General features: G+C 61.6%; 27 protein-coding genes. 11 read left to right on the top strand and 16 right to left on the bottom strand.

All coding sequences use genetic code 11. From position 1 onward, the window contains the following. Nucleotides 1-431: 431 nt before the first annotated feature. From ACIPL0_RS17880 to ACIPL0_RS17890, 3 genes are all read right to left on the bottom strand, one after another. A complete protein-coding gene (locus ACIPL0_RS17880) occupies nt 432-1766 on the bottom strand; it encodes an MFS transporter (protein WP_400592087.1) in 1335 nt (444 codons plus the stop codon). A 106-nt stretch (nt 1767-1872) separates the two neighbouring features. Next, nucleotides 1873-3426, bottom strand: coding sequence for a UxaA family hydrolase (locus ACIPL0_RS17885; RefSeq protein ID WP_400592084.1), 1554 nt, complete (start codon nt 3424-3426; stop codon nt 1873-1875). A gap of 197 nt (nt 3427-3623) precedes the next feature. Further along, nucleotides 3624-4556 carry a LysR family transcriptional regulator gene (locus ACIPL0_RS17890; protein ID WP_400592081.1) on the bottom strand — a complete coding sequence of 311 codons (933 nt, stop codon included), beginning with the start codon at nt 4554-4556 and terminating at the stop codon, nt 3624-3626. Nucleotides 4557-4781: 225 nt separating this feature from the next. On the opposite strand from ACIPL0_RS17890, the gene ACIPL0_RS17895 reads away from it, so the two are divergent. The 3 genes from ACIPL0_RS17895 to ACIPL0_RS17905 all read left to right on the top strand — a co-directional run bounded on the left by ACIPL0_RS17895 (nt 4782) and on the right by ACIPL0_RS17905 (nt 7113). After that, on the top strand, nt 4782-6098 hold the full coding sequence (locus tag ACIPL0_RS17895) for an L-fuconate dehydratase (RefSeq protein WP_400592078.1): 1317 nt from the start codon (nt 4782-4784) through the stop codon (nt 6096-6098). 275 nt (nt 6099-6373) lie between these two features. Then, nucleotides 6374-6778 (top strand): YidH family protein, encoded by a 405-nt coding sequence (locus ACIPL0_RS17900; RefSeq protein ID WP_400592075.1) that lies wholly within the window; start codon nt 6374-6376, stop codon nt 6776-6778. Then, a complete protein-coding gene (locus ACIPL0_RS17905) occupies nt 6775-7113 on the top strand; it encodes a DUF202 domain-containing protein (protein ID WP_400592072.1) in 339 nt (112 codons plus the stop codon). Before ACIPL0_RS17900 ends, ACIPL0_RS17905 begins: the two co-directional genes overlap by 4 nt. Nucleotides 7114-7234: 121 nt before the next feature. Here ACIPL0_RS17905 and ACIPL0_RS17910 read toward each other — a convergent pair whose 3' ends face one another. Further along, on the bottom strand, nt 7235-7771 hold the full coding sequence (locus tag ACIPL0_RS17910) for an RrF2 family transcriptional regulator (RefSeq protein WP_400592069.1): 537 nt from the start codon (nt 7769-7771) through the stop codon (nt 7235-7237). A gap of 364 nt (nt 7772-8135) precedes the next feature. Here ACIPL0_RS17910 and ACIPL0_RS17915 point away from each other — a divergent pair, with 364 nt between their 5' ends. Beyond that, nucleotides 8136-9341 carry an NAD(P)/FAD-dependent oxidoreductase gene (locus ACIPL0_RS17915; protein WP_400592066.1) on the top strand — a complete coding sequence of 402 codons (1206 nt, stop codon included), beginning with the start codon at nt 8136-8138 and terminating at the stop codon, nt 9339-9341. A gap of 59 nt (nt 9342-9400) precedes the next feature. Here the strand turns inward: ACIPL0_RS17915 and dkgB are convergent, their stop codons facing one another. Both dkgB and ACIPL0_RS17925 read right to left on the bottom strand, forming a co-directional pair. Further along, nucleotides 9401-10204 carry a 2,5-didehydrogluconate reductase DkgB gene (dkgB, locus tag ACIPL0_RS17920; RefSeq protein ID WP_400592063.1) on the bottom strand — a complete coding sequence of 268 codons (804 nt, stop codon included), beginning with the start codon at nt 10202-10204 and terminating at the stop codon, nt 9401-9403. A gap of 280 nt (nt 10205-10484) precedes the next feature. Next, nucleotides 10485-11024 (bottom strand): PaaI family thioesterase, encoded by a 540-nt coding sequence (locus ACIPL0_RS17925; RefSeq protein WP_400592060.1) that lies wholly within the window; start codon nt 11022-11024, stop codon nt 10485-10487. A gap of 226 nt (nt 11025-11250) precedes the next feature. On the opposite strand from ACIPL0_RS17925, the gene ACIPL0_RS17930 reads away from it, so the two are divergent. Further along, nucleotides 11251-11655: a YciI family protein gene (locus ACIPL0_RS17930; protein WP_400592057.1), complete on the top strand. Its 405-nt coding sequence runs from the start codon at nt 11251-11253 to the stop codon at nt 11653-11655. A gap of 117 nt (nt 11656-11772) precedes the next feature. On the opposite strand, the gene ACIPL0_RS17935 is transcribed toward ACIPL0_RS17930, so the two are convergent. The 4 genes from ACIPL0_RS17935 to ACIPL0_RS17950 all read right to left on the bottom strand — a co-directional run bounded on the left by ACIPL0_RS17935 (nt 11773) and on the right by ACIPL0_RS17950 (nt 13637). Further along, nucleotides 11773-12324 (bottom strand): DUF1003 domain-containing protein, encoded by a 552-nt coding sequence (locus ACIPL0_RS17935; RefSeq protein WP_400592055.1) that lies wholly within the window; start codon nt 12322-12324, stop codon nt 11773-11775. A gap of 79 nt (nt 12325-12403) precedes the next feature. Then, nucleotides 12404-12607 (bottom strand): hypothetical protein, encoded by a 204-nt coding sequence (locus ACIPL0_RS17940; RefSeq protein WP_400592053.1) that lies wholly within the window; start codon nt 12605-12607, stop codon nt 12404-12406. A 124-nt stretch (nt 12608-12731) separates the two neighbouring features. Beyond that, nucleotides 12732-13214: a transcription elongation factor GreAB gene (locus ACIPL0_RS17945; RefSeq protein ID WP_400593887.1), complete on the bottom strand. Its 483-nt coding sequence runs from the start codon at nt 13212-13214 to the stop codon at nt 12732-12734. 27 nt (nt 13215-13241) lie between these two features. Then, nucleotides 13242-13637 carry a hypothetical protein gene (locus ACIPL0_RS17950; RefSeq protein ID WP_400592051.1) on the bottom strand — a complete coding sequence of 132 codons (396 nt, stop codon included), beginning with the start codon at nt 13635-13637 and terminating at the stop codon, nt 13242-13244. Between the two features lie 116 nt (nt 13638-13753). Here ACIPL0_RS17950 and earP point away from each other — a divergent pair, with 116 nt between their 5' ends. After that, entirely contained in the window at nt 13754-14887 is a 1134-nt protein-coding gene (gene earP, locus ACIPL0_RS17955; protein ID WP_400592049.1) for an elongation factor P maturation arginine rhamnosyltransferase EarP, read from the top strand. An 87-nt stretch (nt 14888-14974) separates the two neighbouring features. Continuing rightward, entirely contained in the window at nt 14975-15544 is a 570-nt protein-coding gene (gene efp, locus ACIPL0_RS17960; protein WP_108237187.1) for an elongation factor P, read from the top strand. Nucleotides 15545-15776: 232 nt separating this feature from the next. Here the strand turns inward: efp and ACIPL0_RS17965 are convergent, their stop codons facing one another. The 3 genes from ACIPL0_RS17965 to ACIPL0_RS17975 form a co-directional block, all read right to left on the bottom strand. Then, the gene (locus ACIPL0_RS17965; RefSeq protein WP_400592046.1) at nt 15777-16793 is read right to left on the bottom strand and encodes an alpha/beta hydrolase; all 1017 of its coding nucleotides are present in this window, start codon (nt 16791-16793) and stop codon (nt 15777-15779) included. A gap of 26 nt (nt 16794-16819) precedes the next feature. After that, complete coding sequence (locus ACIPL0_RS17970; protein ID WP_274132252.1) at nt 16820-17239, bottom strand: organic hydroperoxide resistance protein; 420 nt, start codon at nt 17237-17239, stop codon at nt 16820-16822. Between the two features lie 447 nt (nt 17240-17686). Further along, nucleotides 17687-18157: a MarR family winged helix-turn-helix transcriptional regulator gene (locus tag ACIPL0_RS17975; RefSeq protein ID WP_400592043.1), complete on the bottom strand. Its 471-nt coding sequence runs from the start codon at nt 18155-18157 to the stop codon at nt 17687-17689. Nucleotides 18158-18391: 234 nt separating this feature from the next. Here ACIPL0_RS17975 and ACIPL0_RS17980 point away from each other — a divergent pair, with 234 nt between their 5' ends. Beyond that, nucleotides 18392-19123, top strand: coding sequence for a sulfite exporter TauE/SafE family protein (locus ACIPL0_RS17980; RefSeq protein WP_400593884.1), 732 nt, complete (start codon nt 18392-18394; stop codon nt 19121-19123). Between the two features lie 9 nt (nt 19124-19132). Here the strand turns inward: ACIPL0_RS17980 and ACIPL0_RS17985 are convergent, their stop codons facing one another. Continuing rightward, nucleotides 19133-19987, bottom strand: a complete 855-nt coding sequence (locus ACIPL0_RS17985; protein WP_400592040.1) for a LysR substrate-binding domain-containing protein — start codon at nt 19985-19987, stop codon at nt 19133-19135. Between the two features lie 97 nt (nt 19988-20084). Between ACIPL0_RS17985 and ACIPL0_RS17990 the strand changes: the two genes are divergently transcribed. Together ACIPL0_RS17990 and ACIPL0_RS17995 are read left to right on the top strand one after the other, a co-directional pair. Beyond that, entirely contained in the window at nt 20085-20318 is a 234-nt protein-coding gene (locus ACIPL0_RS17990; RefSeq protein WP_400592037.1) for a DUF1127 domain-containing protein, read from the top strand. A 280-nt stretch (nt 20319-20598) separates the two neighbouring features. Next, entirely contained in the window at nt 20599-21849 is a 1251-nt protein-coding gene (locus ACIPL0_RS17995; RefSeq protein ID WP_400592034.1) for a winged helix-turn-helix domain-containing protein, read from the top strand. Nucleotides 21850-21951: 102 nt separating this feature from the next. Here the strand turns inward: ACIPL0_RS17995 and ACIPL0_RS18000 are convergent, their stop codons facing one another. Continuing rightward, entirely contained in the window at nt 21952-23298 is a 1347-nt protein-coding gene (locus tag ACIPL0_RS18000; RefSeq protein ID WP_400592031.1) for a class II 3-deoxy-7-phosphoheptulonate synthase, read from the bottom strand. Nucleotides 23299-23569: 271 nt separating this feature from the next. Between ACIPL0_RS18000 and ACIPL0_RS18005 the strand changes: the two genes are divergently transcribed. Next, the gene (locus tag ACIPL0_RS18005; protein WP_400592029.1) at nt 23570-24325 is read left to right on the top strand and encodes a spermidine synthase; all 756 of its coding nucleotides are present in this window, start codon (nt 23570-23572) and stop codon (nt 24323-24325) included. 9 nt (nt 24326-24334) lie between these two features. Here ACIPL0_RS18005 and ACIPL0_RS18010 read toward each other — a convergent pair whose 3' ends face one another. Continuing rightward, nucleotides 24335-25126: a crotonase/enoyl-CoA hydratase family protein gene (locus ACIPL0_RS18010; RefSeq protein WP_400592027.1), complete on the bottom strand. Its 792-nt coding sequence runs from the start codon at nt 25124-25126 to the stop codon at nt 24335-24337. Nucleotides 25127-25379: the final 253 nt, after the last annotated feature.

Here is a 25379-nt window from a genome sequence, read left to right on the forward strand (position 1 = left end):
AAGCTCACTCCTACAGTTGCTGGGTGAAAGGGTAGAGGTGTGAACGACGCTGATCCTGTGGGAGGGAGCTCTGCTCGCGATGGCGTCCGTTCAATCACATTGATGCTGATTGACAGGGCCCAATCGCGAGCAAGCTCACTCCTACAGTTGCTGGGTGAAAGGGTAGAGGTGTGAACGACGCTGATCCTGTGGGAGGGAGCTCTGCTCGCGATGGCGTCCGTTCAATCAAATTGATGCTGATTGACAGGACCCAATCGCGAGCAAGCTCACTCCTACAGTTGCTGGGTGAACGGTGGAGGTGTGAAGAACGCTGATCCTGTGGGAGCGAATTCATTCGCGAAGAGGCGGTTCAGCCGATGCAATTTTGTCGTCTGGCCGATCCTTTCGCGAATGAATTCGCTCCCACAGTTTTCACTTTTCAGTGCCAGCCTTTACACCTGCCGACCCTGCACCTCATCCGCCTGCGGCTGCCAGTTGCTTTCGGCTTTTTGCGTGTGCAGCGGGATCGGTGCTTTCAGCAGCACGAAGTAGGCGACGGCCGAGAGCAGGGCGACGATGGCGCTGACCGCGAAGGCCGTGGCGAAGGTGCCGGAGTACTGCACGCTGAAACCGGTGACGATCGGTGCCACGGAGCCGGCGATGTAGCCGCCGAAGTTCTGGATCGAACCCAACGAGGCCACACGTTTGTTGTCGACCACGGTGTTGACCACCATCCATGCCGTGGCGCTGGCCAGGTTGATGCCGAACAGCGCCAGGCAGAGCAGGGCGATGCAGCCGTTGAGGCTGGTAACGAAGGTCAGCGGCAGGGTGGCGACAGCGGCGAACACCAACCCGCCGATCACCGTGTATTTACGGCTTTGCAGCACGCCGACGCCGCGTTTGACCAGGCGGTCGCAGATACGCCCGGCCGCAATCGTGCCGATGGCGCCGAACACGTAGGCAAACGACACCACCCAGGCCGTCGAGTAGGCGTCCAGACCGTGCTCGCGCTGGAAGTAGCCCGGCAGCCAGGTCAGGTGCAGCCAGAGCATGTAGATCACGCCCATGAAGCCGAGGAAAGTGCCCCAGGTGCTGCGGTGCTTGAACAGGTCCAGCCAGCCGGCGAAGAACGAACCTTTCGGCTCGGCAGCGACAGCCACCGGTTCACGTTCGCTGGTTGGCAGCGGCTGGCCGGCAGCCAACAACTGTTGGTGATACTGCGCGCGGCTCTTGTAGAACATCAGCCAGCACAGCGACAGCACGATGCCCATGATCCCGGTGATGATGAACATGCCGCGCCAGCCGAAGTTGACCATGAACAGCGTCAGCACCGGCGGCGCCAGGCACGGGCCGATGCAGGTGGCCGACCAGACGATACCGGTGGGCGTGCCGCGTTCGTGTTCTTCAAACCACTCGTTGAGGGTTTTCGCTGCCGAGGGAAACATCGGCGCCTCGCCGATACCCAGCAACACGCGCAGGCCGAAGAAGCTGCTGAAACTGTTGATGAAGCCCGACGCGGTCTGGGCGATGGACCAGACCATCAGTGCGCCGCCGAGGGCGATCTTGCTGCCCAGTTTGTCGATGATCATGCCCATCGGCAGTTGTGCGAAGGCATAGGCCAGGGAGAACGCCGACAACAGAATGCCCATCTCCGCCGGGCTGATCAGCATGTCTTTCTGAATGGTGGTGTTGGCGATGGACAGCGCGCTGCGGTCCAGGTAGTTGATGATCCCGAACAGCATGAGGAACACGACGGTGATCCGCTGGTAGGTCTTGAGGGTTTTCATAGGCACCTTTTTTATTGTTGTCAGGTTGCGGACCGCGTCACCGGATCACGGTGACGCAGCGACGTGTTGACCCTTTGCGGTATTGCCTGCTTGCAGCGCGTTGCGATCAGGTAATCGCGCCGATCTGCCACGGCACGAACTCGTTCTGTCCGTAGCCGTGCTGCTCGCTCTTGCTGCGCGCACCCGAGGCGATGTCGAGCATCATCTGGAAAATGTACGCGCCGCGTTCTTCGATGCTGGTGCTGCCGTCGGCGATGCCGCCGCAGTTGACGTCCATGTCTTCCTGCTGGAATTCGAACACGCGGTTGTTGGTCGCCAGCTTGATCGACGGCGTCGGTGCACACCCGTAGGCCGAACCGCGCCCGGTGGTGAAGGCGATCAGGTTGGCGCCGCCAGCGACTTGACCGGTGGCCGACACCGGGTCGTAGCCGGGGGTGTCCATGAACACCAGACCCTGGGCACGCACCGCTTCGGCGTATTCATAAACCCCGGTGAGGTTGGTCGAACCGGCCTTGGCTACCGCGCCGAGGGACTTTTCCAGAATCGTCGTCAGACCGCCAGCCTTGTTACCGGCGGAAGGGTTGTTGTTCAGCTCGGCGTTCATCCGCTTGCAGTAGTTTTCCCACCAGTGAATGCGCTGCACCAGCTTTTCACCGACTTCACGGTTGACCGCACGCCGCGTCAGCAGGTGTTCGGCGCCGTAGATTTCCGGGGTTTCGGAGAGAATCGCCGTGCCGCCGGCCGCCACCAGCCGGTCCACCGCATTGCCCAGCGCCGGGTTGGCGGTGATGCCGGAATAGCCATCGGACCCGCCGCATTGCAGGCCGACGATCAGGTGCCGGGCGCTGACGGTTTCGCGTTTGATCTGATTGGCCTGGGGCAGCAACGACTTCACCTGCTCGATGCCGCTGGCGATGGTCTTCGAGGTGCCGCCGCTGCCCTGAATGGTAAAGGCGCGCAGTTGATCGGTGGCCTTCAGCCCCTGGCTGTCGAGCAGGTCCTGGATCTGGTTGGTTTCGCAGCCCAGACCGACCACCAGCACCGCCGCGAAATTGGGGTGTACGGCATAGCCGGCGAGGGTGCGGCGCAGCAGGTCGATGGCCTCGCCTTTGGAGTCGATGGCGCAACCGGAGCCGTGGGTCAGCGCGACCACGCCGTCGATGTTCGGATAATCGGCCAGCGCTTCAGGGTGAATGTCGCGGCGGAAATGATCTGAAATCGCCCGCGCCACGGTGGCCGAGCAGTTCACCGAGGTGAGGATGCCGATGTAATTGCGCGTGGCGACCCGGCCATCGGCGCGGACGATGCCCTGGAAAAACGCCTCGCTTTTCGGCGTGTCGTGAACATCGACGCCGAACGCGTAATCCCGGGAGAAGTCGGCCATTTCGACGTTGTGCACGTGTACATGCTGGCCGGCAGTGATGGCTTGCGAGGCGAAGCCGATGATCTGCCCGTAGCGGCGCAGTGGCTGGCCCTGCTCGACGTTGACGGTGGCGACTTTGTGCCCGGACGGAATGTCCTGCAGGACGCTGATGCCTTCCTCGGCCAGATGCATGCCTTCGCTCAGCGGCTGGCGCGCGATCAGCACGTTGTCGAGGGGGTTGAGACGGATGACCAGCGCGCTACTGTCGAACGCCGGGGTTTTGGCAATGAGTTCCATGCAGCCTCTCAGGACGGTTGCCACCTGCGTCAGCATTGCGACAAACGGCCCCCGGGAGGGGAACAGCGCCGTTTCAGGCGGTCGATTATTCTTGTTCGGGGGCCGTGATGATGGCCCGGTTGTGACTCACTCTATGAAGCGAATTCATAATTTCCCAATGAAAGGTTTCGATTGAATGATAACGAGCGGTTATCAAATCAGCCGGTAATCTGCTGCTTGAGAAACACCAGCAGGGCACTGACTGCCGCCGACATGGGCCGGGCAGTGGCAGTGAGCAGGCCAAGATTGGCCATCGCCAGCGGCAGTTCTACCGGCAGCACCGCGACCATGCCATAGCGGGCGTAGTGCTCGGCGACGTCGTTGGGCACCACGGCGATCATGTCCGAAGACTCCAGCATGGCGGTGGTGGCGAGGATCGAGCTGGTTTCGACGATGTCCAGCGGCTCGATCCACTGCGCGGCCTGCAGGGCGTTTTCCACCTGGCGGCGCATCGGGCTGCCGGGCGGGTGGAGAATCCAGGTCAGCGGCGCGAGGTCAGCCAGCGTCGGTGCGGCCTGACGGGTCAGCGGGTGATCCGGGCGGGCGATGATGCGCATCCGTTCGCCCTGTTCGAACAGCTGGATGTTCAGGCCCTGGCTGTTCTGCTGATCGGGCAGGCGCCCCAGCACCACGTCGAAATCGCCGCGCATCAGCGCGGGTAGCAGGGTGTCGCTGGTGCCGACTTCAAGGGCGATGCGCACGTTCGGGTGCGCCGCCTTGAACGCCAGCACACCACGGGTCAGCAGGGTCGGCACCGGACCCATCACCGTGCCGATGCGTACCATGCCCGCCGCGCCGCGCGCCAGTTCGGCGATCTGCGCCTCGGCGTATTCGAACTCGTGTAGCGCGCCTTGGGCGTAGCGAATCATCACCTCGCCGTACAACGTCGGCTGCATGCCCCGTGGCAGGCGTTCGAACAGCGGCACGCCGAGGCGCTCCTCCAGTTGCTGCAGCAGCACGCTGGCCGCCGGCTGGGTGGTGTGAATCGCCGCAGCTGCCTTGCGCAGATTGCCCAGCGCGCCGAGGGCGTTGAGCAGGGCGATCTGGCGGCTGGAGATTTTCAGGGCGCTGAACGGGGTGATTTCTGACATATCGGATTTGGTATCGATAGTTAGGAAATGGCGATTATGCCTGTATCAGTGATCGGCCTACAGTCGGAATCACATACACCGCCTTGTAGGAGTGAGCTTGCTCGCGATTGCGGTGTACCTGTGGCGTCGCAGGTGACTGACACACTGTAATCGCGAGCAAGCTCACTCCTACAAAGGCCGGAAAATTGCAGAACACCCGATACTCCCAGAACAAGAGAGCCCCCCATGCAGATCACCTCCATCACCGTCCGCGACCTGCGTTTCCCCACGTCACTGTCCCTCGATGGCTCCGATGCCATGAACAGCGCGCCGGACTATTCCGCCGCCTACGTGGTGTTGCACACCGATTCCCCTGACACGCTGGAAGGCCATGGTCTGACGTTCACCATCGGTCGCGGCAACGAGATCTGCGTGGCGGCGATCCAGTCGCTGGCGCCGCGTGTGGTGGGGCAGAGCCTGGAAGCGATCACCGCCGACATGGGCGCGTTCTGGCGTGACGTCACCGCAGGCGACAGCCAGTTGCGCTGGCTGGGGCCGGAAAAAGGTGTGATTCATCTGGCGACCGCTGCGTTGGTCAACGCGGTCTGGGACCTGTGGGCCAAGGCCGAAGGCAAGCCGGTGTGGAAGCTGCTGGCCGACATGAGCCCCGAGCAACTGGTGCAGTGCCTGGACTTCAGCTACGTCACTGACGCCATCACTCCGGAAGAAGCCATCGCGCTGTTGCGCCGTCAGGTGCCGGGCAAGGCCAGGCGCGAAGCGCACATGTTGGCTGAAGGCTATCCGGGCTACACCACCGCGCCGGGTTGGCTGGGCTATTCGGAAGAGAAAATGCGCCGGCTGGCCCGCGAGGCGATTGCCGACGGCTGGACCCATATAAAGCAGAAGATCGGTTCGGATATCGAAGAGGACCTGCGCCGCGCTGCGATCCTGCGCGACGAGTTGGGCTGGGAGCGCACGCTGATGATGGACGCCAACCAGGTCTGGAGCGTCGACGAGTCGATCAGCAATATGCGTCGGCTGGCCGCGTTCGAGCCGTGGTGGATCGAAGAGCCGACCAGCCCCGACGACATTCTCGGCCACGCCACCATTCGCCAGCGCATCGCGCCGATTGGCGTGGCGACCGGCGAGCATTGCCACAACCGGGTGATGTTCAAGCAGATGTTCCAGGCCGGCGCTCTCGACTTCTGCCAGCTGGATGCCGCGCGTCTGGGTGGTCTGAACGAGGTGCTGATCGTGCTGCTGATGGCCGCCAAGTTCAACGTGCCGGTGTGCCCGCACGGCGGCGGCGTGGGGTTGTGCGAATACGTGCAGAACATCTCGCTGTTCGACTACATCGCCGTGTCCGGCTCGCTGGAAAACCGCGTGCTGGAATACGTCGATCACCTGCACGAACACTTCCTCGACCCGGTGGTGATCCGCCGCGGCCGCTACATGCCGCCCAAGCGCCCTGGCTACAGCATCGAAATGCATGGCGAGACGCTGGAGCGCTATCAATTCCCGAACGGGCCGGTGTGGGTGGATCTGGCTGAAGGCAAGCAGTGAATTGATCCTGACAGGTGACTGATGACCGCCACGTCACCTGTGGGAGGGAGCTCTGCTCGCGATGGCAGTGGGTCAGGCAGCGCTGTGTTGTCTGAGCCACAGCCATCGCGAGCAGAGCTCCCTCCCACAGGGCGTGGTCTGTTCAGGGTTTTGTGTGCATCTGCAACTACTCTCCGGGCCGACTACGGCCACAGACACACCCATGTCGCTGCCAATACGGGCCTTTGCTGCGGATGCCCGGTATGATTCCGGCATCTACCCGACCTCGGTGCGACATGAACTCTCCGGAACCCGGCAAAGTCCCTTCCCCTGATCGCGATCGTCTGTCTGCGTCCCTGCTCGGTGGCGGTTGCGAGCCTGACCCGCGCTTTACCCTCGCCAACGAACGCACCTTCCTGGCGTGGATTCGCACGGCGCTGGCGTTTCTCGCCGGTGGTATCGCGGTGGAGGCGTTCACCGGTGATGTGTTCAGCCCCGGTTTGCGTCGTGCCGTGGCCTTGTCGTTGCTGGTGCTGGCGATGCTGGTGAGTGCCAGTGCCTGTCTGCGCTGGCTCAAGGTCGAACGCGCCATGCGCCTGCGCAAGCCGCTGCCGTTGCCGGTGCTGGTGCCGATCCTGTCGCTGGGCGGCGCGCTGGTGGCGGCGGGGCTGATTGTCTTCCTGGTCTATGGCGCCTCGTGAACCGTCGCCACAGTGCCACGCTGAGTCACGACGACCCCGGTCTGCAACCGGAGCGCACGCTGCTGGCTTGGCGCCGCACGCTGATGACGCTGCTGGTGGTCTGCACGATTTTCCTGCGCTGGATTCCGCACTTCGGCCTGATCGCGTTGTTGCCGATCATCGTCTCGCTGGTGGCCGGCATCCTGATCCAGATCGGCCTCAACGCCCGCTATCGCAAAAGCGCGCGCGGCCTCAAGCAGGAACGGGTACCGGCGCCATTGCGGGAAGTGGCGGTGCTGGGCGGCACGGTGATCGTGCTGAGTGCGGTGGGGATCTACGCCGTGATATCAGCCTGAGCGCGAGTTACCTGCCGTACCGCATTTCTGTAGGAGCCGGCTTGCTGGCGAATGCGATCTGTCATTCAACGCTGCGGTGTCTGACCTGACGCCTTCGCCAGCAAGCCGGCTCCGACAGGGATTACTGTGCATCACTCTCCCGCGCAATCACGCGGCCTTCCTTGCGCTCGCTCAGCCAGTCATTGATCTGCCCGGCAAAACCTTCCGGCGCCTTGCGCCCGACGCGGCGGGCCAGGTCGAGCACGGTCTGCTGGTCCAGCGCCTCTTCCATACGCTTCTGCGCCGTCAGCATCGCTGCATTGATGCCGCAGGTGCCTGCCGTCGCCCAGTCCGGCGCGCAACCGCCGAACACGGCGCAGCGGCCACGGATGTCGCGGCAATCGAAAATCATCTTGCGCCCGTCGATGGCGGTGACGATGTCCAGCAGGGTGATTTCATCGGAAGGGCGTCCGAGGCGAAAACCGCCGCGTACACCTTCGGTCGCCGCCACCAGCCCGGCTTTCGCCAGTTTGGTGAACACCTTGGCCAGATATTCCTGGGGCACGCCTTGCAGATCCGCGAGGTCTCGCACGCTGGCTTCGCGACTGTCGCCACGGTCATCCACCAGATACAACAGGCAGTGAATGCCGTATTCGACACCCGCGCTATAAAGAGACATGTCGATCTCCGACTGAATTGGTCGTGCAAAAGCTATCAATTTGCCGAGTCTGCCGCAAGCGAAGCGCTCTTTCCTTGACCGGCGGTCAGTGCCTGCGCTCTTTTTTTCGGCGGCGGATGGACGGTTTTTTTACGCTATTTACCTGATTTTTAAAGGCTTGTGTACCTTTGAGGGCGCACTGCGCGCAGGTGCCCTGAAAAATAGTGTTTGCTAAAATTAACTCCGATCAATAGAGTCGTAGTTGTCCTGAGGCGGTCGGCAACTCCGATCAGATGAATCCACACCGGCTTACCGGGCGTTCATCTGATCGAGCCATGGCTCACTCAACCCGAACATCTACGGTTCTTCTTTTCTGGAGCACACAATGAAAAAGCAAATTCTGATTGTCGGCGCGGGCTTTGGCGGTATGTGGAGCGCGCTGAGCGCTACCCGACTGCTAGATATCCACGGTCGCGACGACGTTTCGGTCACCGTGCTGGCCCCTGAAGCGGTGCTGGGTGTGCGTCCGCGTTACTACGAACAGCAGGTGCAGCAGATGCAGGCGCCGCTGGGGCCGCTGTTCGAGGCGGTCGGCGTGAAGTTCGTCAAAGGCCTGGCCGACGCCATCGATGTGGCCGGCAAGAAGGTCGGTTACACCGACATCAACGGCGTCCAGACTTCGCTCAACTACGACAAACTGATTCTGGCTACCGGCAGCCGCGTGGTCCGTCCAGCCTCGCTGCCGGGTGTCGAGCACGCCTTCGACGTCGACCTGATGGAAGAAGCCGTCAACCTGGAAAACCACATCAAGGGTCTGGCGCAGTTGCCGGAGTCGGCAGCGCGCAACACCGTGGTGGTCGCCGGCGGCGGTTTCACCGGTATCGAAACGGCGACCGAAATGCCGGCCCGTCTGCGTGAGGCGCTGGGTGCCGATGCCAAGGTGCGGGTCATCATCGTTGACCGTGGTGAAAAAGTCGGTGCAGCTTTGGGCGAAAACATCAGCCCGTCGATCGTCGAAGCCACCGAAACCCTCGGAGTGGAGTGGCAAGTCAACGTGGCCGTGTCTGCTGTAGACGCCGACGGTGTGACCCTGTCGAACGGCCAGCGCATCGAGGCGAAAACCGTGGTCTGGACCGTGGGTGTACGGGCCAGCTCGTTGACCGAACAGATCCCCGGCGAGCGCGACGCCTTTGGTCGTCTGCACGTGGACCGCAACCTGAAAGTCATCGGCCAGGACGACATCTACGCCACCGGCGACACCGCCTATGCGGCCACCGACGACGAAGGCAACTTCGCCCTGATGACCTGCCAGCACGCCATCGCACTGGGACGTTCGGCCGGTAACAACGTCGCCGCCGACCTGTTGGGCGAAGCGCCGATTCCGTACAGCCAGGTCAAGTACGTCACCTGCCTTGACCTCGGCGCCTGGGGCGCGGTGTACACCGAAGGTTGGGATCGTCAGGTCAAGCTGATCAAGCAGGAAGCCAAGGAGCTCAAGCACCAGATCAACTCGGTGTGGATCTACCCGCCGGTTGCCGAGCGTGAAGCAGCGCTGGCTGCCGCCGACCCGATGATTCCGGTCGTGGCGTGATCAACCCGCGATCGCAATAAAAAAGGCGCCTTGAAGGCGCCTTTTTTCATGGCTGTCGATCAGTCCCATTCAGGGGCGAGGCCGGCCGGGCTGGTCAGCCGGTGGCCGCGATCCAGACCGGCGATCTGCGCCATGTCTTCCTCGGTGAGCTTGAGCTGCACCGCCTTGAGGTTGCTTTCCAGGTTGGCGCGGCGGGTCGACGACGGGATCACCGCGTAGCCCAGTTGCATTGCCCAGGCCAGAGTGACCTGTGCCGGGGTGGTGTTGTGGCGTTGGGCGATCTGCTGGATCAGCGGGTCTTTCAGCACTTCGCCGTAGGCCAGGGTCATGTACGAGGTGACCTGGATACCTTGCTGGCGGGCAAACTCGGCCACGGTGCGATTTTGCAGATACGGGTGCAGTTCGATCTGGTTGGTGGCGATGTTCTCTGCGCCCACGGCAGCGATGGCTTCTTTCATCAGCGCCACGGTGAAGTTGGAGACGCCGATTTCGCGGGTCAGCCCCTGCTTTTTCGCTTCCAGCAGCGCCGCCATGAACTCGGCGACCGGCACCTGGCCTTGCGGCGATGGCCAGTGGATCAGGGTCAGGTCGACGTAGTCGGTCTGCAGTTTGCTCAGGCTGTCCTTGAGGCTGGGGATCAGCTTGTCTGCGGCGTAATGGGCGGTCCAGATCTTGGTGGTGATGAACAGCTCTTCGCGGGGTACGCCGCTTTCGGCGATGGCCTGGCCGACTGCGGCTTCGTTGTCGTAGATCTGCGCGGTGTCGATGACGCGATAGCCCAGTTGCAGGGCGGTGCTGACCGAGTCGATCACGGTTTGGTCTTTCAGGCGAAAGGTGCCCAGGCCAAATGCAGGAACAGTCATGGCGAAACTCCATTGAACGGATAAGAAATCGACCGCCAGTATCCCGGTTGATTCCCTGCGGAAAAACCGGGGAAAGGGCAAGGGACTTTTGATTTCAGATCACGAATGAGCGTTTGCACCCCACCTCGTAGCAATCCGGCTTGCCGGTGGTTGGCGTCCTTGAAATCGCTGACATCGGTAGGAGTGAGCTTGCTCGCGATTGCAATGTGTCAGGCTCCATCAATGTGACCGACTCATTGCTATCGCGAGCAAGCTCACTCCTACAGGCAAGTGGGGCAACTCAACGATTCATGTCGAGAATCATGCAGGTGGTGGTGCCGGTCGCGTACAGACGGCCTTCGGCGTCGTAGATGCGGCCTTCGGCCAGTGCCGTGGAGCGGCCGAGGTGGACGACGGTGCCTTCAGCGCGGATCGGCCCGGTCTTGTCGGTCAGCGCACGGATGTAGCTGATGCGCAAATCCAGCGTGGTATAGCCCTGGCCTTTTTGCAGGCGGGTGTGGACCGAGCAACCCATGCACGAATCCAGCAGCGTCGCAGCGTAACCGCCATGGACGATGCCCAGCGGGTTGTAATGCTGCGGGCCGGGTGTGCCTTGAAAGAGAAAGCGCCCCGCTGACCATTCGATGGGCACGAAGTCCATCAGCTCACCGATCGGTGGGTGAGGGTAGATGCCTTCGCCGATGCCGTTGAAAAACTCCTCCGGGGTCAGTTGCGCGACGTCGCTCAGGCGCATGCTGCCGGCCTTGCCCAGGCGGGCGCGGATGTCGGTTTCCTGTTGTTGCCAGAGGGCCAGGGTTTCTTCGCGGGACGGGCTTTGCATGGGCGTGCGCTCCGGGTCATGCATCGGGCAGGGTTGCTGGATGCAGAAAAATTACGGGCATAATCCCGCGCATTGATGATGGCCGCAATATCATAAATGTCCAGATCATGGCCAAATCGGTCGCAGATTTGGCGTCGCGCTGTCGATTTGTGCCGCAGGGATTCGACTACAGGACGAAACCCTCGGCTATGGTGTCGGGGGAGCCCTCTACAGAAGGAAGTCGACCATGCGATTCATGATGCTGATGATCCCCAAGGGATACGAACAGGCCGCCCCTGGCACGCAACCGGATGCGGCGGCGGTGGAGCGGATGATGAAATACAACGAGGAACTGCAGCACGCCGGTGTGCTGCTGACTCTCGACGGCCTGCACCCGCCGAGCATGGGCGCACGGGTGACCTTCAAGGATGGCAAGGCGCAGGTCATCGAAGCGCCGTTTCCGGGTGTCAGCGAGGTGCTCGGCGGTTACTGGATGATCGACGTGGCGTCCCGCGAAGACGCCATCGCCTGGGCCAGCCGCTGCCCGGCGGGGGACAACGAAATCATCGAAGTGCGCCGGGTGCAGGCGTTCGAGGATTTCTCCCCGGAAGTGCAGGAAGCGGCTTCCGGGTTCAAGGACATGCAGAGTTGAAAGCAATGCACCCCGCCCCGTAGGAGCGCGCTTGCCCGCGAAAGCGTCGGTTCAGACATCACGATGCCGAATGACCTGACGCATTCGCCAGCAAGCCGGCTCCCACAAGGTCCGTGCTTACGCATGCCCATCCTTCCTCACGAAATGCTTGTGCATGTCCGCCGTCAGCGCCTCGACCCGCTCGGTCAGTTGCTTGGTCATCTCCGTCAGGCGGGTGTTCTGCTCCAGCAATTCCAGCATCTGCGCAGTGTTCTGTGCGGCGCGGGCCATGCGTTCTTCGTTGGCGACCGCGAGGTCTTCGCGGTGTCGGGCGTCGGCGTCGGCGCTGGCCTTGTCACGGGCGGCCTGGCGGGTCTGGGCCAGCAGAATCAGCGGCGCTGCGTACGCTGACTGAAGGCTGAACGCCAGGTTGAGCAGGATGAACGGATAGACGTCGAAACTGACCAGCCCGGTGAGGTTGGCGCCCACCCACAGCAACACCACCAGCGTCTGCGCGCCGAGAAAGGTGGGTGTGCCGAAAAAACGTGCAAAGGCTTCGGCCTTCAGGGCAAACGCGTCGGTACCAAAGGTGGGGCCCAGATGGGAGTGGTCCCTGTGGAAGCGCAGGTGATCGGCCTTGGCCGTGGCTTGAGTGTCAGGTGCAGCGGATTCAGGAGTAACGGAGGACATGGGCGGGGCCTGAGTGACAGAAACATCTGCCCACTATAGGCCCGCACGGGGTGGGTGTGCATTCGACAAGGGTATGTCGTCAGTCCACCGGGTCGGGATACAACGGTTTGGAACGGTGCATGATGTTGGCGTAGTCATACACGTACTGGCGGCCGGCATGGCTGGTCATGCGCAGGCGGTCGATCAGTTGTCGCTCTTTCTTGTTCAGGTAGCGCAACCCGTGGTCACTGGACTTGAGGCGATCACGTTCATGGGCGTCAGGGAAGGTGATGACGTTCGTCATGAAATATCTCCTTGATTAAATCCTTGTGCCCGGCTCCATGTTTCCGGGTTTTACCGTTTGTCATGCGACGGCGCACCTTACCCACATTGCGTCGAGCCCTTCAACCCTGCAAATGATCAACGGGTCACAGTACGCGCGTGATTTCGAAAAACTGCCGGCTGCCGTTGACGCTGATGTCCACTTCATCGCCATCGAACTTGCCCAGCAGGTTCTGGCCCAGCGGCGCCCGTGCGGTGATCACTGTGATCAGCACACCGTCCAGGGTGATTTTCAACCCTGCCGCATCCGGCCCGAGAAACAGTTGCTGCTCGGCACCGTTTTCGGAGGTCAGGGCGATCAGGTCGCCGGACTGAATCCCGCGCTGTTCGTCGAACGGTTTGAGCGTCAGGTTCTGGTAATGCACCAGCGCCTGACGGATCTCCTCGACCCGGCGCGCCTGTCCGGCAGCCAGATACGATGCCTCAAGACCGAGGGTGTCGTACTTGTTTTCCGCGATGTTCTCTTCGTGGGTCGCGGTTTCATAAGCGGTCTGGGCGGCGCGGATGGCGACGTCCAGATCGATCTGCAATTTGTCGATGATCCCCTGCAGGACCAACTGTTTGTTCATGGGCATTGCGTGTCTCGTGGTGCGGGCTCAGCCGCAGTACTGATAAATGGCGGCGCGGCTTTTTTCACTGGGCGCGGTCTGGTTCTGCTGCATCCAGAACTGGCATTTCGGGCCGTTGAAGCTGCGCGCCCGTTCGGCCTGTTCGGCTTCCTGGGCCTGACGCGCTTCGCTGTCGCGCAGGATCTGCCGGTACTGGTCGAACATCGGGTTGTCGCTTTCCGGCCTGGCTTTGGCCGCCGGCGGCGTTGTCAGTTGCGTGGCCGCATTGCTCAGGGCCTGGGCCCGCTCGGCAGGCAACAATGTGTAGACCAGCCAGCCAGTCAGCAAAATGGTCAGAAACCCCAGCCAGATGCCCACGGCAATGGACAGCACCAGTTTCAGCGGATGGAGCGTGACGGACAATTCGCGGTGATTGACGTACATGGCAGACTCCAGACTTGCGATAGACGTTGGTGTGGATTGTCGCACGAGCGAGGCTGGCGATTGTGGGTGCATATGAACGACAATCCGCTTTTTTTGAACATCCTCAAGGAGCCGGGATGAAAGCCTCTTGGGATATTTTCTGTACGGTTGTGGATAACTTCGGCGACATCGGCGTGACCTTGCGCCTGGCCCGACAACTGGTGGCCGAGCACGGCATGGCCGTGCGCCTGTGGGTCGATGACCTCAGCGCCTTTGTTCGCCTGTGTCCGGGCGCCGATGCCAATGCCCCGCAGCAATGGCATGAAGGGGTCGACGTGCGCCTGTGGAGCAAGGACTGGCAGCCGGTCGAACCGGCCGATGTCGTCATCGAAGCCTTCGGTTGCCACTTGCCGCCGACCCAGATCGACGCCATGAAGGCGCGCAACCCCAAGCCGCTGTGGCTGAACCTCGATTATCTGAGCGCCGAAGAGTGGGTCACCGGCTGCCATGGTCTGCCGTCGCTGCAATCCAGCGGCATCCAGAAGTTCTTCTTCTTTCCGGGTTTCCGTCCGACCACGGGCGGTTTGCTGCGTGAAGCGGGGCTGATCGAACGGCGCCATGTCTTCGAGCAGGATCCGGCTGCGCAACAGGCTTTCCTGGCGCGTCTGGGTGTCCACCCGGCGGCCGATGCGCAGCTGATTTCGCTGTTCGCCTACGAACACGCCGGGCTGGATTCCTGGCTCGACTGCCTGGCGCAGGATGCACAGCCTACCCACCTGCTGGTGCCGGAAGGTCGCATCATCGGCGACGTGCAACGCTGGCTGGGTGTCGAAGGCCTGCGCGCCGGTGCAGTGCATGTGCGGGAAAACCTGACGATTCAGGTCCTGCCGTTCGTGCGCCAGGAAGATTACGACCTGCTGCTGTGGTGTTGCGCCTTCAACGTGGTGCGTGGCGAAGACTCGTTCGTGCGCGCGCAATGGGCCGGGCGGCCGATGATCTGGCACATCTACGAACAGGACGACGACGCCCACTGGGCCAAGCTGGATGCGTTTCTGGAGCTGTATCTGGCCGGTTTGTCCGCCGAAGCCGGACAGGCGCTGACCGGCGTCTGGCGCAACTGGAACGCCGGGGAGGGCATGAGCCAAAGCTGGCCGGCGTTGCAGAAGCACCGCGCGGAGCTTGCGGCGCACGCTGAACGCTGGTGTCTGGAACGGGCCTTGCAGGACGATCTGACGACTGCGCTGGTGCTCTTTTATCGAAATTGGCTATGATACGCGGCCTTGTATTAAGCCCTGTACGAAAAGTGGCTTTTCGTACAGGGCTTAGAAAGCATATTCATCCAAATTCGGATACTCGTAATGAAAACTGGTAAAGAACTCAAACCCGGTACCGTGCTGCGCATCGACAACGACCCTTGGCTGGTTCAGAAAGCTGAATTCACCAAGTCCGGTCGTAACAGCGCGATCATGAAGACCAAGCTGAAAAACCTGCTGACCGGCTACAAGACTGAAACCGTCTACTTTGCCGACGACAAGCTGGACGACGTGATCCTGGATCGCAAAGAAGCCACCCTGTCGTTCATCAGCGGTGACAGCTACACGTTCATGGACACCACCGACTACACCATGTACGAGCTGAACGCCGAAGACATCGAAGCTGTTCTGCCGTTCATCGAAGAAGGCATGCAGGACGTCTGCGAAGCCGTGTTCTTCGAAGGCCGTCTGGTTTCCGTAGAGCTGCCGACCACCATCAGCCGTCAAGTGACCTACACCGAGAACTCGGCTCGTGGCGACACTTCGGGCAAGGTCATGAAGCCTGCCAAGCTGGCTAACGGCACTGAAATCCAGGTTGCCGACTTCATCGAAATCGACGAGTGGATCGATATCGATACCCGTGACAGCTCCTTCAAGGGCCGCACCAAGAAGTAATGCGCTGAACCCGCATGCAAAAAAGCCCGACCATTGAGTCGGGCTTTTTTGTGGGCGCTGTATCCGTCTGGCGGTGGACCTTTGTAGCGGTCCGGCTTGCAGGCGACGGCGATCCTGAGAACGCCATCGCGAGCAAGCTCACTCCTGCAGGGGAATACGTACCCTGTAGGAGTGAGCTTGCTCGCGATGGGGCCGGATTGATCGATCAAGATCTTTCCGGCCGATGCCTCGATTACTTCAGATGCTCTTTCAGTTCCTGCGAAGCCTGCAGCATCGCCGAACGCACCGCCGGGACCTGGCTGACCACGTTGAGCAGACCGTAGTCGTGGATCAGACCGTTGTAGCGCACGGCTGTCACCGAAACGCCAGCCTGGTCCAGTTTGCGGGCGTAGGCTTCGCCTTCGTCACGCAGCACGTCGGCACCGGCGGTCTGTACCAATGCAGGCGGCAGACCTTTCAACTGATCCGTGGTGGCGCGCAGCGGCGAGGCGTAGATCTCGGCGCGTTGCTTCGGATCGGTGGTGTAGTTGTCCCAGAACCACTTCATCATGTTGCGGGTGAGGAAGTGACCCTCGGCAAACTGGTCATAGGAACCGGTGTCGAAGTTGGCGTCAGTCACCGGCCACAGCAGCACCTGGTATTTCAATGCCGGGGTGCCCTTGTCTTTGGCCATCAGTGCGACGACTGCCGCCATGTTGCCACCGACGCTGTTGCCCGCCACCGCCAGACGCTTGCCGTCGACGTTGATTTCCTTGCCATGCTCGGCCACCCATTTGGTCGCCGCATACGCCTGGTTGATCGCGGTCGGGTAGTGCGCTTCAGGGGAAGGCGTGTAGTTGACGAACACCGCCACCGCACCCGAACCGGCCACCAGATCGCGGACCAGACGCTCGTGGGTCGGGAAATCGCCCAGCACCCAGCCGCCACCGTGGAAGTACATGAACACAGGCAAGGTGCCCTTGACGCCGGCCGGACGCACGATGGTCAGGCTGATGTCCTGGCCGTCGACCTTGATGGTCTTCTGGCTGACATCGGCTTTGGGCAGGGTCAGCTTGACGCTGGCCTGGGCGCCGGTCAGCACCGCACGGGCATCTTTCGGCGAGAGCTGTTCGATCGGCTTGCCGCCACCGCTGTTCAGCGCATCCAGAAACGCCTGGGTGTTGTGCTCCACGCCGGTATCGGCGGCGAAGGCGTTGCCGATCGACAGGGCGAGCAGCGAGCCCGCCAGAATCTTGCCAAATGTGTTCATGATCTTCTCCTTCGGTGGGCGTGGGGTCAGACAGTCACGTGCAGGCGGACGTCAACGTTGCCACGGGTGGCGTTGGAGTAAGGGCAGACCTGGTGGGCAGCGTCGACCAGTGCTTGTGCGTCGGCCTGATCCAGACCTGGCAGGTTGATGTTCAGGTCGATGTCCAGACCGAAGCCACCAGGGATCTGACCGATGCCGACATGGGCAGTGATCGAGGCGTCGGCAGGGATACTGCGCTTGCTCTGACCGGCGACGAATTTCAGTGCGCCGATGAAGCAGGCCGAGTAGCCGGCGGCGAACAGTTGCTCAGGGTTGGTGGCTTCACCGCCAGCGCCGCCCAGTTCTTTCGGGGTCGCCAGTTTCACGTCGAGAATCTTGTCGCTGGAAACAGCACGGCCATCACGGCCACCGGTTGCGGTTGCGACTGCGGTATAGAGAGCTTGCATGGTATTTCCTCACTCGATGATGTTGGGTTTATCTGGTTAGGCTCTGCGCTAAAGTCTTGTGCGCTAAGCAGTTGAGATAAATCTACTGCGCAAATGTTTTGTGCGCAATATAAATTTTTGAGGATTTGCCTGAAATGGGCTAGATTTCTATTCAAGATATTGATTTATAAAGAGATAAATTTTTCAGAAATTTTCTGAAAAGAGAGTTTTTATGGTTTGAACAGCGTCACCTTGTAGGAGCTGGCTTGCCCTGCGACCGGCGACGAAGTCGTCGTAAACCCTTTGCATGCGGTATGCCTGACACGGCCAATGCGTATGGATTTACGACGACTCCGTCGCCGGTCGCAGGGCAAGCCAGCTCCTACACGGATTTGCATTTACACGGGCAGGCGGCAGAAACAAAAAAGGCCAGCACGATGGCTGGCCTTTTGGCGGGAAGGGAACGGATCAGAGGCTGTCGTGCAGGTTGCCGCGCAGGCCAATCAGATCGCTCTGCAGCGCACGCAATTGCTCCACGCTGATGCCGCTGGCCGCCAGAATGCATTGCGGAATGCTCTGGGCCTTCCGATGCAGCGCCTTGCCTTGCTCAGTCAGGTACAGCAGCACGACACGCTCGTCATCCTTGCTGCGCACCCGGCTGATCAGGCCTTCGGCTTCCAGGCGCTTGAGTAGCGGGGTCAGCGAGCCAGGATCAGTCAACAGACGGCTGCTGATTTCTCCCACGGTGATGCCGTCGGCTTCCCATAGCACCAGCATCGCCAGGTACTGCGGATAGGTCAGGTTCAGTTCCTGAAGCAAGGGCTTGTACACCTTGGTCATCATCAGTGACGTGGAATACAGGGCAAAACACAGCTGATTATCCAGAAGCAACTCAGCGCAACTGCCAGCGCCAGCGGTCGAGCTATCGTCGGCATTCATCGGGGGATCCTCGGTCAATCGGAAGTGGCCTCTAATTTAATGCCTGAATATTTAATGCACCAGATAATTTCGGCAATCGGTCGTGAGGTGCTTTTCTATCGATCACGAATCGTGAATCGGCAGATCACGCTTCGTTGATGCTGATCGGCGCTTGCGGATTTCGTTGAGCAAGCTGACTGCGTAGCATGCGCGCAGGTTCAATTCAGAGGATCGGGTGTGATTGTCGATGTAGTGATGTACCTGCTGTTGGGCGCTGCCATGGGCACCCTCGGCGGGCTGTTCGGAATTGGTGGCGGGCTGGTGGCGATTCCGGCGCTGGGCGTGTTGTTCGGTCTCGATCAGCAACTGGCGCAGGGCACGGCGTTGCTGATGGTGTTGCCGAACGTGCTGTTGGCACTGTGGCGCTACAACCAGCGCAACCGGATTTCCGTGCGCAACGCGATGATGCTGATCGTGCCGAGCTTTGTCGTGTCGTGGCTGACCTCGCTGTGGGCGGTGCGGGTCGATGCCCAAAGCATGCGTATCGGCTTTGTCGCCTTTCTGCTGGTGTTGACCCTGTTCAACCTGATTCAGATGTACTGGCGCAAAGGCCAGGGCGGTACCGAACTGCGCCATGGCAAGTGGCTGTGGGTGCTGGGACTGGGCTCCGGTGTGACCGCCGGCCTGTTCGGGGTTGGCGGCGGGGTGATCGCCACGCCGATCCTCACCGGCGTGTTCGGTGCTTCGCAGGTCGCCGCACAAGGGCTGGCACTGGCGCTGGCGGCGCCGAGTACCACCATCACCCTGTTCACGTATGCGCTGCACAGCCACGTCAACTGGCTGATGGGCATTCCCCTGGCGATTGGCGGCCTGGCCAGCATCAGTTGGGGGGTGGCGCTGGCTCACAGCCTGCCGGAGCGCCTGTTGCGTTCGCTGTTCTGTGTGTTTCTGGTGGTCTGCGCGATCATGCTGTGCTTCCGCATCTAGGCCCACGGCTTAAAGCTTGAAGCCCTCGGCGATGTGATCGGCCAGGCATTCGGTGATCGGCGAAGGGTTGTTCGGGTTGCGCAGCAGCACGATGCTCGCCGACGGCAATTGCGGCAGTCCTTCAGCCTCACCGAGGATGCGCATGTCCGAGGTGATCAGGCTCTGCAACTGTGCCGTCACCGCCAGCCCGGCACTGACCACCGCCATGATCGCCGCGAGGCTGGCACTGGTGTAAGCCACGCGGTATTCACGGCCGATGGTGTCCAGCGCGTTGCAGGCCCACAGCCGGCAGAAGCAGTCATTGTTGAACATCGCCAGCGGCAAGGGCGTCTGTTCATGAGGGCAAAAGCCCACGGCCTCGGCCCAGACGAAGCGCTCCTGGCGCAGGATCTGGCCGATTTCCTTGCCCGGCTCGCGGGTGACGATGCTCAAGTCCAGGTCCTGACGCTGCAGCAATTGCGCCGACGATTCGCAATGCACTTCCACCTGCACCAGCGGATAGGCCTGGGCGAAGCGCGAGAGAATCCCCGGCAGAAAGCGCATGACGTAATCGTCGGGCGTGCCGATCTTCACCGTGCCGACCATGTGCGGCTCACGCAGGGTATTGAACACTTCGCTGTGCAATTTGAGGATGCGTCGCGCGTAGCCCAGCAGCACCTGGCCCTCGGCGGTGAGGTTGAGGCTGCGACCGTCCTTGAGAAACAGCGGGCGCTGCACCACGTCGTCTTCCAGCCGTTTCATCTGCATGCTCACCGCCGACTGCGTGCGGTTGACCACTTCCCCGGCCTTGGTGAAGCCGCCCTGATCGGCAATGGCGACAAAGGTGCGCAGCAGTTCGCTGTCGATACTCGGGTAGGTAGCCATACATCAATCTCCCAGATGCAGCACATCAGAAACATTCGTTGGCTTGATCATAATCCCGGCGCGAAAATCTGCCCATCCCCACTTGGAGGGCAACAAGATGAAAGGTCAAAAAGGTTATGTACTGGTCCTGAAAACGCTGTCCCATGATTCGCTCATGGAACGCGCCTGGCACGCCGTCGCCGCGCAGGTCGCCCGCTGGAGAAAACTGCACCACGAGCGCATCCAGCTCGCCAGCCTGAGCGATGACGCGCTGAAAGACATCGGCCTGTCGCGGGCGGACGTGCTGGAAGAGTCCGAACGGCCGTTCTGGGATGATCCGCTGAAACACTGAGGAGTGCTTGGTAGTGCCGGCCAGGGCCAGCCTGGCAACACCGGCCCTGTGGGAGGGAGCTCTGCTCGCGATAGCGCCGGATCAGTCACCGCAGTGTTGATTGTGCAGACGCTATCGCGAGCAGAGCTCCCTCCCTCAGGGCCATCGTGATCGGAGCATCCCGCAAAACGCCAACCCCGTCGCAGTCCCATCGGGTTTTGGCGAATGCCATCGATGTGAGAGGCGGTAGGCATATGTACTCATGTTCAGGTAGTTTTGCGCATTGATCAGGAGGTCCTGAATGCCCGCAGAACTGCCGTCTCCTCTCCAGCTGTCTCTCAAGCAAGCACGTCGTGTGGCGCTGGCCGCCCAGGGTTTCAACGGGCGCCAGCCGCCAGCGACGATCAAGGCCGGTCATGTCACGCAACTGATCGAGCGTCTGGGCGTGGTGCAGATCGATTCGGTCAATGCTCTGGTGCGTTCTCACTACCTGCCGCTGTTTTCCCGCCTTGGCAATTACCCGCAAAAGCTGCTGGACCAGGCCGCCTGGGGCCAGGGCCGTCAACGCAAGCTTTTCGAATACTGGGGGCATGAAGCCTCGTTGTTGCCGGTCGAACTCTATCCATTGATGCGTTGGCGCATGCGTCGGGCGGCTCAAGGGGAGGGCATCTATCAGCAACTGGCGCGTTTCGGCCGTGAGCAACCGGAAACCCTCGCCCGGGTGTTGCAGTCCGTGCGCGAGCAGGGCGCACTGGGCGCCGGCAGCATCAGCACCCGCGAAGAACGGGCCGGGCCGTGGTGGGACTGGAGCGCAGAAAAGATGGCGCTGGAATGGCTGTTCGCCGCCGGTGAAGTCACCGTGGCCGGACGGCGCGGTTTCGAGCGTCTGTACGACCTGCCGGAGCGCGTGTTGCCAGCCGACGTTGTCGATCATCCCGACATCAGCGAGGCCGACGCTCAGCGTGCGCTGCTGTTGCAGGCGGTAAAGGCGCTCGGAATCGGCACGGAAAAAGACATCCGCGACTATTTCCGTCAGGACCCGGCGCCAGCGAAAACCGGTCTTGCCGAGCTGGTGGAAGACGGCGCGCTGCAGGTCGTTCGGGTGCAGGACTGGAAGCAGCAGGCTTATGCACTGCCGGACCTCAAGGTGCCGCGAAACGTCACCACCAGCGCCTTGCTTTCGCCGTTCGATTCATTGATCTGGGAACGGGCACGCACCGAGCGCCTGTTCGATTTCCATTACCGGCTGGAGATCTACACCCCGGCGCACAAGCGGGTGTACGGCTATTACGTGTTGCCGTTTCTGCACCACGAACGCATCGCCGCCCGCGTCGACCTGCGCGCCGAGCGAGCGGCCGGACGCCTGGCGGTGCATGCCGTGCATGAAGAACAACCGGGGCTGGACGAGGAAGGTATGCAGGCGCTGGCGCTCCACTTGCGACAACTGGCCAACTGGCTGGACCTGCCGGAGGTGCTGATCAATTGCCAGCGCGCCAGTGCAGCGCGGTTGCGGGTGGCGTTTGTGTCAGTTGATCTGGGACAGGCTTTGTAGGAGTGAGCTTGCTCGCGATTGCAGTGGCTCAGTCAAAACCGCGCTGCCTGATCTGGCGCAATCGCGAGCAAGCTCACTCCTACAGATGAAGGGCGCAGGGGCTTACCGACGCACCTGCTTCAACGTCTCGGCAATCAAAAACGCCAGTTCCAGCGACTGATCAGCGTTCATCCGCGGGTCGCAATGGGTGTGGTAACGGTCCGACAGGCCATCTTCGGTGATCGGACGGGCGCCGCCGATGCATTCGGTGACGTTCTGTCCGGTCATTTCGATGTGGATACCACCCGCGTACGTGCCTTCTGCCTGATGCACCTGGAAGAACTGCTTCACCTCGCCGAGGATCTGCGCGAAGTCGCGGGTCTTGTAGCCGCTGCTGGCCTTGATCGTATTGCCGTGCATCGGGTCGGAACTCCACAGCACCTTCTTGCCTTCGCGTTCTACTGCGCGAATCAGCCCCGGCAGATGATCGCCGACCTTGTTGGCGCCCATGCGCGCAATCAGGTTCAGGCGGCCCGGATCGTTGTCCGGGTTGAGGATGTCGATCAGGCAAATCAGATCATCGGTGTTCATGCTCGGGCCGACTTTCACCCCGATCGGGTTTTTCACCCCGCGCAGAAACTCGACATGGGCGCCGTCCAGCTGGCGGGTGCGGTCGCCGATCCACAGCATGTGCGCCGAGCAGTCGTAGAAGTCGTTGGTCAGGCTGTCGCGGCGCACGAACGCTTCTTCGTAATTGAGCAGCAACGCTTCGTGGGCGGTGAAGAAACTGGTTTCGCGCAGTTGTGGCGAGGTGTCCATGCCACAGGCGCGCATGAACGCCAGGGTTTCGTCGATGCGGTCGGCCAGTTGGCTGTACTTGTCGGCCAACGCCGAGTTGGCGATGAAATCCAGGTTCCACTGATGGACCTGATGCAGGTCGGCAAAGCCGCCCTGGGCGAAGGCGCGCAGCAGGTTCAGCGTGGCGGTGGACTGGTGATACGCCTGCAGCAGGCGCTCCGGGTCCGGGACACGGCTCTTCTCGTCGAAGCCGATGGCGTTGACGATGTCGCCGCGATAGGCCGGCAGCGTCACGCCGTCGATGGTTTCGTCGTTGGCCGAGCGCGGCTTGGCAAACTGCCCGGCCATGCGGCCGACCTTGACCACCGGGCAGCCGGCGGCAAAGGTCATGACAATTGCCATCTGCAACAGCACCTTGAAGGTGTCGCGGATCTTCGCGGCGGAGAACTCAAAGAAACTCTCGGCGCAGTCGCCACCCTGCAGCAGAAACGCGCGACCCTGAGTGACCTCGGCAAACTGGCGGCGCAACTCCCGGGCCTCGCCGGCGAACACCAGCGGCGGATAGCTGGCCAGCGTCTGTTCGACACGCAACAGATGTTCGGCATCGGGGTATTGCGGTTGCTGCTGGATAGGCAGTGTCCGCCAGCTGTCAGGGCTCCAGGGTTGGCTCATGATGAACTCGAAGTCAGTACGATCGGACGGCCATGGTAGCAGTTCATCCCGAGAATTTGCGTGACCTGCCGGGCCCGCTTCGCCGACAATCCGCGCTTTCCCGAGAGGCACTGTCTGACCGCTGTGGTGGTGCCTGACCCTTGTGGGAGCGAATTCATTCGCGATTCGGCAGTCCTGTCCATGCATGAGTCGTGAGCTGGCTGCCTTTATCGCGAATGAATTCGCTCCCACAGGTGGTCCATCTCCACTGAACCTTGGCAAGAGAGCAGTAATGACTGAAGAGCGTGTAGAGCGCGTGCTGGCCGAAGTCCATGACGACTTCGGCATGATCCGCGTGCTGGAGGTGCAGGACTATCGCTTTCTGGAGTTCGGCGACGCCATCGAGCAAAGCTGCACCTTCACCGCCGATCCCAGCTGGCTGGAGTACGACTACACCCGCGCCATGCTGATCGGTGCGTTGTGCCATGAAGCGCCGGAAAGCGCGCTGTTCATGGGCCTCGGCGCCGGCACGCTGACTCAGGCCTGCCTTAAGTTTCTGCCGCTGGACGACGTCGAAGCCATCGAGCTGCGCCCCGATGTGCCACGTCTGGCCATGGAATACATGGGTCTGGCCGATGATCCGCGCCTGTACATCCGGGTCGGCGATGCGCTGGAGCTGCTGCCGACCGCCGAGCCTGCCGACCTGATTTTCGTCGACCTCTACACCGACACCGGCCCTGCGGCGGGCCATCTGGCCTGGGGCTTTCTGGAAAACTGCCAGAAACGCCTGAACCCCGGTGGCTGGCTGATCATCAATCAGTGGGCGTCAGACGATGGCAAACCGCTGGGTGCGGCGTTGCTGCGCGGTCTCTATCACCGTCACTACTGGGAACTGCCGGTGAAGGAGGGCAACGTGATCCTCATCGTCCCGGCCGATCTGGACCAGACCCTGGACATGGACGGTCTGATCGCCCGCGCCGAAGGGCTGGCGCCGCAGCTGGGCTATTCGCTGCTGCCGCTGATCAAGACTGTGCGCCCGGCCACCTGAACGCTGTTGTCAGTGGCCGGTGAAATGCCCCGGCCGCCGTTCCAGCAGGGCACGCAACCCTTCCTTGGCATCTTCGCTGGCCATGACCTGACGGATCTGCGCCGGTAACTGACGGGCGGCAGCATCCTCGCCCTCATGTACCGCCTGTCGTGCCGACGCCAAGGTCGCGCGCACACCCAGCGGCGCCCGTTCGGCAATCCGTTCGGCCATGTGCAGGGCACAGGGCAGCAGGTCCTCATGGGCCATGACTTCCTGCACCAGGCCCATGCGCAGTGCTTCATGGGCATCGAACTCGTCGCCGGTCAGCAGCCAGCGCATGGCATTGCCCCAACCGGCCACCCGGTGCATGCGCAGGGTCGCGCCGCCAAAGGCGAACAGGCCGCGCTGCACTTCGATCTGCGAGAAACGCGCGTTACTGGCGCACAGGTTGATGTCGGCCGCCAACATCAGTTCGATGCCCAGGGTCAGGCAGTAGCCCTGCGCCGCGATGATCACCGGTTTGCTCACTCGCGGCCCGGCGAAAACGCCCCACGGGTCGTAGCCGCCTTCGGGCAATTGCCAGCCATTGACCAGGGTCGGGCCGGTTTCGGCCAGATCCAGACCGCCGGTAAAGTGCTCGCCATGGGCAAACACCACCGCGACCCGCGCCTGATCGTTGCGTTCGAATTCGCCGTAGGCGAGGCTGAGCTGATTGAGCATTTCCATGTCGAAGGCATTGCGCTTGGCGACACGGTCCAGACCGATGAGCATGATGGCGCCACGCTGTTCCCGGGTGACGTGGCCTTTTGTCGAAGAGGTCATGTCTGATCTCCTGCGTGCGCAGACGTGTGGAGGAGGGCTGCCCCGAGAATGCAGAGAGCAGATGAAACGTTTTAGCCCCTACCGCCAGCAAGACCGGGCTTTAAAAAAGTAGACACTGACACAGGTTTGCGCAAAGCCTGTGACCGTTGGCCGCAACGTCATGTTCCGTGGAAAAAAATCCTCACTTTATTCAGCAATTCCGGTATAGTGCGCGCCGGCCTTTCACTGGGCCCTCGTCATGGCATGGTTCGTG

It is taken from the genome of Pseudomonas sp. NPDC090208 (genome assembly GCF_044746785.1).
Lineage (GTDB): Bacteria > Pseudomonadota > Gammaproteobacteria > Pseudomonadales > Pseudomonadaceae > Aquipseudomonas.

Bases quoted from the DNA above. Each gene is read 5' to 3' on its own strand.
- ACIPL0_RS17880 (WP_400592087.1), bottom strand. From the start codon at position 1,766: ATGAAAACCCTCAAGACCTACCAGCGGATCACCGTCGTGTTCCTCATG.
- ACIPL0_RS17885 (WP_400592084.1), bottom strand. From the start codon at position 3,426: ATGGAACTCATTGCCAAAACCCCGGCGTTCGACAGTAGCGCGCTGGTC.
- ACIPL0_RS17890 (WP_400592081.1), bottom strand. From the start codon at position 4,556: ATGTCAGAAATCACCCCGTTCAGCGCCCTGAAAATCTCCAGCCGCCAG.
- ACIPL0_RS17895 (WP_400592078.1), top strand. From the start codon at position 4,782: ATGCAGATCACCTCCATCACCGTCCGCGACCTGCGTTTCCCCACGTCA.
- ACIPL0_RS17900 (WP_400592075.1), top strand. From the start codon at position 6,374: ATGAACTCTCCGGAACCCGGCAAAGTCCCTTCCCCTGATCGCGATCGT.
- ACIPL0_RS17910 (WP_400592069.1), bottom strand. From the start codon at position 7,771: ATGTCTCTTTATAGCGCGGGTGTCGAATACGGCATTCACTGCCTGTTG.
- ACIPL0_RS17915 (WP_400592066.1), top strand. From the start codon at position 8,136: ATGAAAAAGCAAATTCTGATTGTCGGCGCGGGCTTTGGCGGTATGTGG.
- dkgB (WP_400592063.1), bottom strand. From the start codon at position 10,204: ATGACTGTTCCTGCATTTGGCCTGGGCACCTTTCGCCTGAAAGACCAA.
- ACIPL0_RS17925 (WP_400592060.1), bottom strand. From the start codon at position 11,024: ATGCAAAGCCCGTCCCGCGAAGAAACCCTGGCCCTCTGGCAACAACAG.
- ACIPL0_RS17930 (WP_400592057.1), top strand. From the start codon at position 11,251: ATGCGATTCATGATGCTGATGATCCCCAAGGGATACGAACAGGCCGCC.
- ACIPL0_RS17935 (WP_400592055.1), bottom strand. From the start codon at position 12,324: ATGTCCTCCGTTACTCCTGAATCCGCTGCACCTGACACTCAAGCCACG.
- ACIPL0_RS17940 (WP_400592053.1), bottom strand. From the start codon at position 12,607: ATGACGAACGTCATCACCTTCCCTGACGCCCATGAACGTGATCGCCTC.
- ACIPL0_RS17945 (WP_400593887.1), bottom strand. From the start codon at position 13,214: ATGAACAAACAGTTGGTCCTGCAGGGGATCATCGACAAATTGCAGATC.
- ACIPL0_RS17950 (WP_400592051.1), bottom strand. From the start codon at position 13,637: ATGTACGTCAATCACCGCGAATTGTCCGTCACGCTCCATCCGCTGAAA.
- earP (WP_400592049.1), top strand. From the start codon at position 13,754: ATGAAAGCCTCTTGGGATATTTTCTGTACGGTTGTGGATAACTTCGGC.
- efp (WP_108237187.1), top strand. From the start codon at position 14,975: ATGAAAACTGGTAAAGAACTCAAACCCGGTACCGTGCTGCGCATCGAC.
- ACIPL0_RS17965 (WP_400592046.1), bottom strand. From the start codon at position 16,793: ATGAACACATTTGGCAAGATTCTGGCGGGCTCGCTGCTCGCCCTGTCG.
- ACIPL0_RS17970 (WP_274132252.1), bottom strand. From the start codon at position 17,239: ATGCAAGCTCTCTATACCGCAGTCGCAACCGCAACCGGTGGCCGTGAT.
- ACIPL0_RS17975 (WP_400592043.1), bottom strand. From the start codon at position 18,157: ATGAATGCCGACGATAGCTCGACCGCTGGCGCTGGCAGTTGCGCTGAG.
- ACIPL0_RS17980 (WP_400593884.1), top strand. From the start codon at position 18,392: ATGTACCTGCTGTTGGGCGCTGCCATGGGCACCCTCGGCGGGCTGTTC.
- ACIPL0_RS17985 (WP_400592040.1), bottom strand. From the start codon at position 19,987: ATGGCTACCTACCCGAGTATCGACAGCGAACTGCTGCGCACCTTTGTC.
- ACIPL0_RS17990 (WP_400592037.1), top strand. From the start codon at position 20,085: ATGAAAGGTCAAAAAGGTTATGTACTGGTCCTGAAAACGCTGTCCCAT.
- ACIPL0_RS17995 (WP_400592034.1), top strand. From the start codon at position 20,599: ATGCCCGCAGAACTGCCGTCTCCTCTCCAGCTGTCTCTCAAGCAAGCA.
- ACIPL0_RS18000 (WP_400592031.1), bottom strand. From the start codon at position 23,298: ATGAGCCAACCCTGGAGCCCTGACAGCTGGCGGACACTGCCTATCCAG.
- ACIPL0_RS18005 (WP_400592029.1), top strand. From the start codon at position 23,570: ATGACTGAAGAGCGTGTAGAGCGCGTGCTGGCCGAAGTCCATGACGAC.
- ACIPL0_RS18010 (WP_400592027.1), bottom strand. From the start codon at position 25,126: ATGACCTCTTCGACAAAAGGCCACGTCACCCGGGAACAGCGTGGCGCC.